The organism is Terrisporobacter othiniensis, assembly GCF_000808015.1.
Lineage (GTDB): Bacteria > Bacillota > Clostridia > Peptostreptococcales > Peptostreptococcaceae > Terrisporobacter > Terrisporobacter muris.
Window position 1 is genome coordinate 1 of the sequence record NZ_JWHR01000089.1, and the last position, 11,675, is coordinate 11,675.

10 protein-coding genes, 1 riboswitch and 1 other annotated feature are annotated in these 11,675 nt (G+C 28.2%); all 10 genes read left to right on the forward strand.

Going from position 1 to position 11,675, the window contains the following annotated elements; translation table 11 throughout:
- Positions 1-350: 350 nt before the first annotated feature.
- The gene (locus QX51_RS09725) at positions 351-914 is read left to right on the forward strand and encodes a hypothetical protein (RefSeq protein WP_039679721.1); all 564 of its coding nucleotides are present in this window, start codon (positions 351-353) and stop codon (positions 912-914) included.
- A 123-nt stretch (positions 915-1,037) separates the two neighbouring features.
- Positions 1,038-2,720: a hypothetical protein gene (locus tag QX51_RS09730; RefSeq protein ID WP_039679722.1), complete on the forward strand. Its 1,683-nt coding sequence runs from the start codon at positions 1,038-1,040 to the stop codon at positions 2,718-2,720.
- Between the two features lie 119 nt (positions 2,721-2,839).
- The gene (locus tag QX51_RS09735; protein WP_039679723.1) at positions 2,840-3,445 is read left to right on the forward strand and encodes a hypothetical protein; all 606 of its coding nucleotides are present in this window, start codon (positions 2,840-2,842) and stop codon (positions 3,443-3,445) included.
- 81 nt (positions 3,446-3,526) lie between these two features.
- A riboswitch (Lysine riboswitch) is annotated at positions 3,527-3,767 on the forward strand.
- A gap of 212 nt (positions 3,768-3,979) precedes the next feature.
- The gene (locus tag QX51_RS09740) at positions 3,980-5,182 is read left to right on the forward strand and encodes an aspartate kinase (protein ID WP_039679724.1); all 1,203 of its coding nucleotides are present in this window, start codon (positions 3,980-3,982) and stop codon (positions 5,180-5,182) included.
- Positions 5,183-5,196: 14 nt separating this feature from the next.
- The gene (gene lysA, locus QX51_RS09745) at positions 5,197-6,492 is read left to right on the forward strand and encodes a diaminopimelate decarboxylase (RefSeq protein ID WP_039679725.1); all 1,296 of its coding nucleotides are present in this window, start codon (positions 5,197-5,199) and stop codon (positions 6,490-6,492) included.
- Positions 6,493-6,917: 425 nt separating this feature from the next.
- Positions 6,918-7,559 carry a tetratricopeptide repeat protein gene (locus QX51_RS09750; protein ID WP_052232982.1) on the forward strand — a complete coding sequence of 214 codons (642 nt, stop codon included), beginning with the start codon at positions 6,918-6,920 and terminating at the stop codon, positions 7,557-7,559.
- Between the two features lie 147 nt (positions 7,560-7,706).
- A complete protein-coding gene (locus QX51_RS09755) occupies positions 7,707-8,420 on the forward strand; it encodes a pseudouridine synthase (RefSeq protein ID WP_039679726.1) in 714 nt (237 codons plus the stop codon).
- A 9-nt stretch (positions 8,421-8,429) separates the two neighbouring features.
- Entirely contained in the window at positions 8,430-9,005 is a 576-nt protein-coding gene (locus QX51_RS09760) for a tRNA 5-(aminomethyl)-2-thiouridylate-methyltransferase MnmM (protein WP_052232983.1), read from the forward strand.
- A 155-nt stretch (positions 9,006-9,160) separates the two neighbouring features.
- On the forward strand, positions 9,161-10,036 hold the full coding sequence (locus QX51_RS09765) for a MurR/RpiR family transcriptional regulator (RefSeq protein WP_039679727.1): 876 nt from the start codon (positions 9,161-9,163) through the stop codon (positions 10,034-10,036).
- 92 nt (positions 10,037-10,128) lie between these two features.
- Positions 10,129-10,336: a binding site (T-box leader), on the forward strand.
- Between the two features lie 225 nt (positions 10,337-10,561).
- Positions 10,562-11,584, forward strand: coding sequence for an ornithine carbamoyltransferase (gene argF, locus QX51_RS09770; protein ID WP_039679728.1), 1,023 nt, complete (start codon positions 10,562-10,564; stop codon positions 11,582-11,584).
- Positions 11,585-11,675: the final 91 nt, after the last annotated feature.

An 11,675-nucleotide genomic window follows, 5' to 3' on the forward strand; every position in this document is an offset into this window, starting at 1 on the left:
CAATTATGGAAAAAAAATAAAGTATATTTATATATTTTAGTAGTTAAAACCTATTATATTTAACATTATTAAACAAAATCAATATTTTTATTATAATTATATAAAAAAAACTATATAATATTTCCAATTTCATAAATTAATAGAATTTAGGTTTGACAGATAAGAGTTAGTGATACTAAGGAATTTGTAAACGGAATAATTTAAATAAAATAAAGTTTTTGACATTATATGTAAAAACTATGAATTTTGTTAATTAATAACTTTATTAATTAATAATAATAAAGCTTATAATGAATTGAATGAATTAAAATATTATGATAAAATTAAAAGATAGTAGTTGGGGGTGCAGAATGAGAAAAATTTATATAGTAACAACTTATACAGGAACTTTTCTTTCCTATTTAATAAGAAAGGTTAGTAAAAGTCCTTATGCTCATATCTCTTTATCTTTAAATGAAGATTTATCACCGATGTACTCTTTTGGAAGGTTAAACCCTAAAACACCAATATTTGCAGGGTTTGTAGAAGAAAATAGAAATGAAGGATTATACGAAATAAAGAAAAATGCTTTATGTAGAGTGTATTCACTAGAGGTTGATTATTCTAAATATAAAAGATTACTACAAAATATAATGAAGGTAAATGATAATAAAAAAAGATATAACTATGACGTTAAAGCTTTAGTATATTTATCTTTTAATAAATCAAGAGAAAAAGAATATAGATACGTATGTTCCCATTTTGTTGCGGATATGCTTTATAAGAGTGATATTAATATATTTGATAAGCCACCATCATTAGTTAAGCCAGAAGACTTTTATAATAATTACAACCTTAAATTAGAATATGAAGGCTTATTATGTAATTATAATGTTAAAAATGAAAAAGAGATGTTGAGTCATATGACTTGTTAAAAATTACCATATATTACTATGGTAATTTTTTATTTTATATTATATATTATTTAGTAATATTAATCTAAAAATGTAAAAATAAGGTTATAATAGTAATAACAGGTTTAATTGAAAGGAGAAAAAATGAAAAAAATATTTAAATCATATGGTATTGCATTATTAATTGTGGCTATTTATTCATTTGTGAAACTTCCTGTATTAAGGTTTGACTTCACATCAGGATTTACAACACTTGTTCTATTCTTTGTTTTAGCGGGGATTCTTGACATGATGTTTGATAGAGGAGAAAAAACATCAAAAATGGCAAAAAATAACTTTGTAATTGCAGCACTTTTATTAATTATAGTTATTGTGATTCCATTCTTTGTAACATCTCCAATATTTAGAGCTAGCTCTTACAGAAACTTACTTGGTAAAGTGGAAGAAAGTGTTTTTACAGAGGATGTAAGTCCAGTAAGTGTTGACAAAATAAGAATAGTAGATAAAGATATGGCAGTGAAATTAGGAGAAAAAAAGGTTGGGGAAATACCGGCAATAGGAAGTATATCTAAAGTTGGTGAGTATTCAATACAAAGTGTAAAGGGTGAACTATATTGGGTTGCGCCTCTTGTACATAGAGATATAGTAAAATGGATAACTAACCTTGATGGTACTAATGGATATATAATGGTATCTGCAACAAACCCTCAAGACGTAAGACTAGTACAAAATATTAATGGAAAACAAATTAAAATAGTATACCAAGAGGAAGCATACTTCTTACAAGATTTACATAGACATATCTATTTAAATGGTGTAGTAAACTATGGTATGACTGAATTTAATTTTGAGATTGATGATGAAGGTAATCCGTACTGGGTAGTAAGCTTATATGAACATAGTATTGGATATGGTGGAGCAAATGCTGTTGGAACAGCTGTTGTTGATGCGCAAAGTGGGGAAGTTAAAGTTTATTCAATAGAAGATACTCCTAAGTGGGTAGATAGAATTCAACCAGAAAACTTTATAGTTCAGCAAATAAAAGACTGGGGATTATACGTTAATGGATTTTTAAACTCTGTAATATCAGAAGAAGGTGTATTACTTCCTTCAGAGGGTACATCTCTTGTTTATGGAAACGATGGAAGATCATATTGGTATACAGGAATAACTTCTTCAGGGTCAGATGAATCTACTGTAGGATTTATGCTAGTAGATTCTAGAACAAAAGAATCTAAATTATATATGCAAACGGGAGCTACAGAAACTGCAGCTATGACAACTGCAGAGGGTAAGGTACAAGAAAAAGAGTACCAAGCCACATTCCCAGTTATGTACAATATACTTGGAAAGCCAACTTATGTTTTAGGATTAAAAGATAAGGCTGGATTAGTAAAAATGGTTGCATTTGTATCTGTTGAGGACTATAGTATTATAGGTCTTGGAGAAACAAAAGAAGATGCTTATAAAAACTATAAAGAAGTATTAGAATCAGAAGGTAATGATATAAGCTTAGATAAAAATGAAGACTTACAAAAGATAGAAGGTACTGTATCAAGAATAAATCAAGATGTAAAAAGCGGTAATACTACATATTACATTACATTAAAAGATAATAATCAATTGATATTTACAGGAACATCAAAAGTATCTACAGAGCTACCTATAACTATGGTAGGAGATAAGGTAAGTATATCTTATGATAAAACAGATTCAAGTATAATAAATATAGCTGAATTTGATAATAATAATATAGGAAAAATAGAAAAAGTTTCGAATAAAGAAGATAAGAGTAAAAATACAGAAAATAAAGAAAAAACTGAATAGTATAAAATAGCTAAGAAAAGGAAGAAATTTTAAATCTTCCTTTTTTTGTGTAAATTTTATTACATGATTTTAATATAATATAGTACAACTTGGTAAAATTAGCTTCAAGGAGATTGACTATGGTGGGATTAGAAAAAGATATTTTGTATCTAGTTAGTAGAGTGAGATGTGTCACAGAAAATCAAGTGGGAAAAGTATTTAATAATAAAAAAAGAAGTAGCAAAAAATCCCTAAAAAGAACTTTAAGAAAAATGTGTAATGATTATACTTTGAGAAAGTTTCCATGTAATATAAACTATACAAATTTTAAAGATAATTCATATGTATATTATTTAAATGGGAGTAACATTACAAAGGGAAACAGTCTGACAAAGATGTTGTTAGGCTCTGAAATAGCAATTAGATTAAATAGTGCAGGGTATGAAACAGTTAGGTTTTATAGAAATGCAAAAGTAGGAGATCAGACTTATGATATATTTATTGAATATATAAACCCGAGTAGACAAAGACTACAAGTATTAATAGATATCGAACTAGATGAAAATCTTAAATGCTCAAAGTATGATAATATTATTTATGATATCGATAACTCAACTATACCATTTTTTATGGTACCAAAAGTTATTGTTATATCTTCTAAAGAACAAAAGCATAATAAGTATAATATGAATGAGCATATACATTTTTTAGATACATCATTGAATAAATTATTTAATTATTTGTAAAATATGTAAATAGTTTTATGATTTTAGTTGCATCTTAAAGTTTGTTATGCTATTAATATATTATTAATAAAATTTATAAAAACCTAAGGTAGAGGTGCTGTACTTAATAGTACTAATATATAGCTGGCGAGCAATTATATGTTGGGAAAGGAATTATGGCCGAAGGTAATTTATAGGCATATGAATTATCTGGACTTATGCAAAATATGTATAAGGCTGTCACTTTTATTCGTAGAAGCAAATATAACAATAGACCTGTTTTCACGTCTGTTGGTTATATGAGCAAAACGGATTTTTCTATAAGTGTTGAGCTACAAGGTTTACTATGGCTATTTTTAACGTCCAAAGTATACCTTTGGGCGTTTATTTTTTTATATTAAAGGAGTTTATAATTTATCTGATGTGTGGATAAATTATAAATTCCAACCTATTTAAATGGAGCAACGGATGCATCTGAAGGGTCACGAAGATATATCGTTGGCGACATGAGTGAAGCGAATTTTTCATAAAGAGGAGTACATAATTTAAGGGGGGATGATAGTGAGCAAAGTAGTTGTTCAAAAATATGGTGGTAGTTCTGTATCTAGTACTGAAAAAATTAAGCTTATAGCAAGTAAATTAATAGAAAGAAAAAAGAAAAATCCTAAAATTGTGGTTGTAGTTTCAGCAATGGGAGATACAACAGATGATTTTATAAGTATGGCAAAGGATATAACAAAATCTCCAGATAAAAGGGAACTGGATGTTTTAATGTCCACTGGAGAGATGATATCTGCATCTTTATTGTCAATGAGTTTGAATTCATTAGGATGTGAAGCTGTAAGTTATAATGCTTATCAATTAAATATAAAAACTAGTGGACTTCATGGTAAATCATTAATAGATGATATTGATGTAAGTAAAATAAATGAAAGTTTAGATAGTGGTAAAATTGTAATAGTAACAGGATTCCAAGGATTAAATGATGAGGGGGATATAACAACATTAGGAAGGGGAGGATCCGACACTTCTGCTGTAGCTTTGGCAGTGAAATTAGATGGTATATGTGAAATATATACTGATGTGGATGGTATTTATTTTACAGACCCAAGAAAATACAGTGAAGCAAAAAAAATAAAAGAGATAGAATATGAGGAAATGTTAGAACTTGCAAGTTTAGGTGCTCAAGTAATGCATTCAAGAAGTGTGGAATTAGCTCAAAAGTATGATGTAGAACTATATGTAGGCTTATCTTGCAGTGATATTGAAGGAACATATATAAGGGGGAGCAAAGAAATGAAGTTAGAGGATAAAGTTATTACAGGACTTGCAACTTGTGACGATGATGCAGCGATAACAATAGTAGATATAAAGATGGAAGATGTTTCAAAATTATTTGAAAAGATTGCAGTAGGTGGAGTTAGTGTTGATATGATAAGCCAAACAGCACCTTTTAATAAAAAAGTAAATGTATCATTTACCATACCAAAGGATGATTTAAGAGAATGTAAAGAAATCGTTGGGTGTTTTGTACCTAGTGAAAATATAATTATAGATGAAGGTATAACAAAGTTTTCTTTAGTAGGTTTAGGAATGAAAAATACTAGTGGTGTTGCATCAAAAGTATTTAAGATATTTAGTGATAATAACATAGCTGTAAAATTAATAACAACATCAGAAATAAGAATTACATGTGCTATTAACTCATCTTCTAAAGAAGTGGCAATAAGAGAAATAGCTAAAGAATTTAACTTATAAAACAGGAGGATACTATGAAACTTCATGGGACAATGGGAATAAGAGATAACACCTTATATATAGGTGGGGTAAATACTGTGGATTTAGCAAAAAAATATGATACACCTCTTTATGTATTTGATGAAGAGTTAATAAGAAATAACTGTAGAGAATATAATAAATACTTTAAAGTTAAGGAAAATAATAATAAAATTGCATATGCAGGGAAAGCTTTTTTACCAAAGTATATGTGTACTTTAATAGATGAAGAGGGACTTTATTTAGATGTAGTATCTGGTGGAGAGTTATATACAGCATATAAAGCCAATTTTCCTATGAAGAAAATATTATTTCATGGAAATAACAAAACAATAGATGAAATTAAGATGGGTGTTGATTTAGGCGTAGGTGTGTTTGTAGTTGATAATTTCTACGAGTTGGATATATTGGAAAGTCTTTGTGAAGAAAAAAACATGATTCAAGACATATACTTTAGAGTAACACCTGGTATAGATGCCCATACACATAAATACATTAAAACTGGTCAGATAGATTCTAAGTTTGGATTTGCTTTGACAAATGGTGATTTTTATATGGCAGTAGAAAGATTAAAAAAATATAAAAATGTAAAATTAATTGGGATTCACGCTCATATAGGCTCACAAATATTTGATGTAGAACCTTATGAAGAAGAAGTTGATGTTATGTTTAACTTAGTAAAAAAATTAAAGGAAGATTATGATATAGAAATTAAAGAAGTAGATTTTGGTGGAGGTATAGGAGTTTATTATACAGAAAGTGATAAGCCAAAAAGCATCAAGGAGTTTTGTGAAGGTATTATAAATAAATGCAATGAAAAATGCAAAGAAATAAATATAGATATGCCAACTCTTATATTAGAGCCAGGAAGATCTTTAGTTGCTAATGCGGGAAGCACTTTATACTCAATTGGTTCAATTAAGGAGATAAAAGATGTAAGAACTTATGTTAGTGTGGATGGTGGAATGACAGATAATATAAGACCGTCTTTATATCAAGCAGGATATGAATGTGCTATTGTAAACAAAATGAATAGCGAAAAATCATCGCATAAGGTAACTATTGCCGGTAAATGTTGTGAAAGTGGAGATATACTAATATCAAATACGAGCATTTTAGATATAGAAAGTAAGGATATATTAATAACAACATCTACAGGTGCTTATGGATACTCGATGGCATCAAACTATAACAAAATACCTAAAAACCCAGTGGTATTTGTGAATAAAGGAAATGACAAATTAATATGTAAAAGACAAAGTTACGAAGAGTTACTGTCTTTAGAATTATAAAATGAAAAAAGTTCTTTACTATATTAAAAAGTAAAGAACTTTTTTTATATATCAGGAAATTATACTGTTCTCAAATCTGTGAATAACTTATGTAATTAAGTAATACCAATAAATATTGAGATGTAAAAAAGTTGTTTTTTGAGCAAGGTCGTTTCCTAAAATTTTATAGCGACCACACAGTGGCTTAAAGTGGTAACGAAGGCATCTCGTTTGAGTAACGGATTTATCCGAAGTGGTAACGAGGATATATCGTTGACGATATGCTTCTCAATTTTGGCGATATGAGCGAAGCAAATTTTTCATTGTAAGTATATTTAGATTTATGCATAAATAATTCTTAATATCTAAATATAAATATATGAAATTTTATAATGTGGAAATTTAGGGTTTATGATAAACTATATTATACAACAGGGAGGGTTTTCATGAAAAAGAAATTATTGTTAATGTTAGTTTTAATAGCAGCCTTAATAGGTGGATGTAGTAAATTATCTAAAGATAGTTCTTTGATTAGAGGACAAGAAAAGCTTGAAAGTCATCAATATGATGAAGCTTTAACTTTATTATCTCAAGTTTTGGATGCAGACCCAGAAAATGAATCAGCCAGAGCGATGTATATGCAAGCTAGAAAAATGCAAAGTGCAGAAAAATATGAAAAAAATCATGATTATGATAAGGCAATAAAAGAATTGGACTCTATTGTAAATATAAATAATGGTTCTAAAAAAATTAAAAGAGAATCAGTAAATAAAAAGGATGAGCTAGAAAAATTACAACAAACCGCTGAAAAAGAAGCTCTACAAAGAAAAGAAAATGCCAAAAAATCATCAAAAGAAGATATGAACAAGTTAGAATCAGAGATAATTTACAATAATAAGAAAAATGAAGAAACAAAACAAGAAGAAAATATTCAAAAACCAACTGAAGAGAAACCAGTTGAACAACTACCAACTGAAAATGTAGAGGAAAATACGGAAACAAGTACAGATGTGCAGTCAAATAATGAAAAGGTTGAAACAAGTGCAGATGCACAGTCAAATAATGAAAATAGTGAAGTGTTAAATTAATAAAAATTAATGAAAAATAAACTGCTTTAAGCAGTTTATTTTTTTGAATTAATAGGAAATATAAATAATAATAAAAAACACCTTGTACAAATTTGTCACATATATTAGTATTTACTATGGACAAAAAAATTAATTAAAGGAGTAAATATGAGAATTAACAAATATATAGCTTCTTGTGGAGTAGCCTCTAGAAGAAAAGCTGAAGAACTTATTTTAAATAAAAAAGTAAAAGTAAATGGAAAGTTAATAGAAGAATTATCTTTTCAAGTTGATGAGCAAAATGATACTGTAGAAGTTGATGGAGTAAAAATATCTCTAGATGAAGAATTAGTATATATATTATTAAATAAGCCGGAAGGATACATAACGACAGTAAAAGATCAGTTTGATAGACCAAGTGTAATAGATTTATTAAGCGATGTGAAAGAAAGAGTATTTCCAGTGGGAAGACTAGACTATGAAACAAGTGGACTATTACTTCTTACTAATGATGGAGATTTAACATACAAGCTAACTCATCCAAAACATGAAATTGATAAAACATATGTTGCCATGGTAAAAGGTGAATTAACTGAAGAAGAAATTAAAAACTTCAAGTCAGGTCTATACATAGAAGATTACAAAACAGCACCTGCAAAACTTAAGGTTTTATATCATGACAAAAATAGAGGTATATCTAAGTTAGAAATAAAAATACATGAAGGTAAAAATAGACAAGTAAGAAAAATGTGTAAGGCTATAAACCATCCAGTACTTAGACTTAAAAGAGTGGCAATGGGAAAAATTACTTTAGATAATTGTAAGCCAGGAGAGTATAGACATCTTACAGAGGAAGAAGTAAATTATTTAAAAAGTATATAGAGGTAGATTATGTTAAGAGCAAAATATATAAATAAAATAACTGAAGTAAACAAAATATTTTTAGAAAAAATTATTGAAAAAGGTGACGTGGTAATTGATGCTACTATGGGAAATGGTTACGACACAGTATACTTAGGTAATTTAGTTGGAGAAACTGGAAAAGTATACGCATTTGATGTACAGGAAGAAGCTGTTAAATCTACAAGAAAAAAAGTAGAAAGAGATAATATGACATCTAGAGTGGAACTAATTCTTGATGGTCACGAAAACTTAGATAAGTATGTAAAAGAAAATGTATCTTGTGTAGTTTTTAATTTAGGATATTTACCTAGAGCAAAGCATGCGATAATAACTAAACCAGATACAACTTTGCAAGCTATTAAAAAAAGCTTAGATTTATTAAAGCCAAATGGAATAATTAGTATAGCAGCTTATATAGGCCATGAAGGTGGATTAGAAGAAAAAAATCATATATGTGAGTATTTAAATAATTTAGATCAAAATCAATATAATGTATTACATATGGAATTTACAAATCAAATAAATAATCCGCCACAACTTATTTTAGTAGAGAAAAAAGGTTAAAATATATAATTTTGCTACCTTATAAAAAATATATTGAATAATGAAAAAATGAAATAATATTTTATAACTTAATATAAACAGTGGTATAATTAAGTTATAAGTATGAATAATTTTCTAATACTTCATATTTTTCACAAAAGAAAGAGGAGCATATTATGGAATTTAAAAATAACATAAATGATAGTAAACAATTAATTTCAATTATACAGTCGCGTTACCCTAAAATGAGTAAGGGTCAAAAACTTATAGCACAATATATTATTAAAAACTATGACAAAGTAGCATTTATGACTGCAAGCAAACTTGGAGATACAGTAGGTGTTAGTGAGTCTACTGTTGTAAGATTTGCAAATGCTTTGGGATACCCAGGGTACCCAAAACTTCAAGATGCATTGCAAGAATTAATAAAAAATAAGCTAACAACTGTACAAAGGGTAGAAATGGCAAATGAGGATTATTCTGATGATGCAGCTATACTTAGTAAAGTTTTAAAAAGTGATATAGATAATATTAGAGGAACTTTAGAAGAGATAGATGCAAAGGCTTTTAGGAATGCATCAGAAGAGATTTTAAAAGCTAGAAAAATATATATTTTAGGTATGAGAAGTTCTCATGTAATAGCTCAATACCTAGGATTCTATTTAGATTTAATATTAGATAATGTTCATGTAATAAGAATGGATATGGGAGATGTTTTTGAACAAATAGTTAGAATAAATGAAGAAGATGTGGTAATAGCATTTAGTTTCCCTAGATATTCTAAAAAATCATATCAGGTTGTTGATTATGCAAAAAATAAAGGAGCTCATATAATATCAATTACTGATAGTTATTTTGCACCTGTTGCATGTTTATCTGATAATACTCTTTTAGTAAAAAGTAATATGGCTTCATTTGTTGACTCTTTAGTACCTGCAATGACTGTGGCAAATGCGCTTGCAATATCAGTTGGTATGAAAGAAAAAGAAGAAATAAAGAAATACTTTGATGATTTAGAAAAAATTTGGAAACAGTACTCGATTTACGAATAAAACTCATTGCTTGAAATTTAAAAATTATGAATTTATTAAAAAACTTATTGACATATGGTTAGAAAGTGAATAGTATTATTAATAAAAATATGATAAATTCAGTGAAGAAGAGAGTAAGATAAATTAAATTTATAGAGAACTGGGGATGGTGGAAGCCTGGTAAGGAGATTTATTCTGAAAAGAGCTTTTGAGAAGGTTATCAGAACTTAAGTATGATAATCGGTTGTCCGCCTTAAGGATTTGAGTGGTTAAGATATTCTTAACAATTAGAGTGGTAACACGGTAAATATCGTCTCTTGGTGTAAAAACCAAGGGACTTTTTTATTATTATTTTAATTATAATTATATCTTAATAATTAGAGTGGTACCGCGGATTTTCGCCTCTTAGTTTATAACTAAGGGGCTTTTTTGTGTAGTAAATGCGATATGAACAAAGTGGATTTTAAGCAACAGATGTATCTGAAGAGAAACGAAGATATATTGTTGGCGATATGAACAAAGTGAATTTTAAAAGGGGAAAATAATATGAATAAGATTAGTTTGAAAGGAAGAAATTTTTTGACTTTAAAAGATTTTTCAAAGGAAGAAATAAAATATTTATTAGCTTTAGCTAGTTACTTAAAAACAAAAAAGAAGGTTGGTATTAAGGGAAATTTATTGGAAGGAAAAAATATTGCATTAATATTTGAGAAAAACTCAACAAGAACTAGATGCTCTTTTGAAGTAGCTGCTACAGATGAAGGTGGTCATACAACATTTATAGGACCTTATAACTCGCATATGGGGAAAAAAGAATCTATAGAAGATACTGCAAAAGTTCTTGGAAGGTACTATGACGGTATTGAGTTTAGAGGATATAAGCAAGAAACCGTGGAAGTTTTAGCGAAGCACTCAGGAGTACCAGTATACAATGGTTTAACTGATACTTATCATCCTACACAAATATTAGCAGATTTACTTACAGTTACAGAGTATGTAGATAAGTCTTTTGACAAAATAAAATTTGTTTATGCTGGAGATGCAAGAAATAATATGGGGAATTCTCTAATGATTGGATGTGCAAAATTAGGAATGAACTTTGTATCTCTTGCGCCAAAAGAATTATGGCCAGATAAAGGCTTGTTAGAAGAAATGAAAGAAGTAGCTGACAAATCTAAAGGAAGTATAACTTTAACAGAAAATATAGAAGATGTTATGGGAGCTGATGTCATATATACAGATGTATGGGTATCTATGGGAGAAGAAGCTCAATATGAAGAAAGAATAAAATTATTGAAAGATTATCAAGTAAATATGGATATGATTAAGAAAACAAAAAATGAAAATGTTATTTTCCTTCACTGTTTACCTGCTTTCCATGATTTAAATACAAAGGTAGGTAAAGAAATATACGAAAAATTTGGTTTGAAAGAATTAGAAGTTACAGATGAAGTATTTAGATCTAAATATTCTAAAGTTTTTTATGAAGCTGAAAATAGAATGCACACTATAAAAGCAGTTATGGTTGCTACATTGGTAGATGTGGATATGAGTGTAGGTAATAAATAATATAATAATAACTAAAAGGATAATAATGATTTTTATTGTCCTTTTTTAATTGAATATTAAAAAACTAATTATTATGTTTATTATAATTTAG

What these genes read in the sequence shown, in the direction of transcription:
- QX51_RS09730 (WP_039679722.1), top strand. Translation starts at nt 1,038, where the DNA reads ATGAAAAAAATATTTAAATCATATGGTATTGCATTATTAATTGTGGCT.
- QX51_RS09725 (WP_039679721.1), top strand. Translation starts at nt 351, where the DNA reads ATGAGAAAAATTTATATAGTAACAACTTATACAGGAACTTTTCTTTCC.
- QX51_RS09735 (WP_039679723.1), top strand. Translation starts at nt 2,840, where the DNA reads ATGGTGGGATTAGAAAAAGATATTTTGTATCTAGTTAGTAGAGTGAGA.
- QX51_RS09760 (WP_052232983.1), top strand. Translation starts at nt 8,430, where the DNA reads ATGTTAAGAGCAAAATATATAAATAAAATAACTGAAGTAAACAAAATA.
- QX51_RS09765 (WP_039679727.1), top strand. Translation starts at nt 9,161, where the DNA reads ATGGAATTTAAAAATAACATAAATGATAGTAAACAATTAATTTCAATT.
- QX51_RS09740 (WP_039679724.1), top strand. Translation starts at nt 3,980, where the DNA reads ATGATAGTGAGCAAAGTAGTTGTTCAAAAATATGGTGGTAGTTCTGTA.
- argF (WP_039679728.1), top strand. Translation starts at nt 10,562, where the DNA reads ATGAATAAGATTAGTTTGAAAGGAAGAAATTTTTTGACTTTAAAAGAT.
- QX51_RS09755 (WP_039679726.1), top strand. Translation starts at nt 7,707, where the DNA reads ATGAGAATTAACAAATATATAGCTTCTTGTGGAGTAGCCTCTAGAAGA.
- lysA (WP_039679725.1), top strand. Translation starts at nt 5,197, where the DNA reads ATGAAACTTCATGGGACAATGGGAATAAGAGATAACACCTTATATATA.
- QX51_RS09750 (WP_052232982.1), top strand. Translation starts at nt 6,918, where the DNA reads ATGAAAAAGAAATTATTGTTAATGTTAGTTTTAATAGCAGCCTTAATA.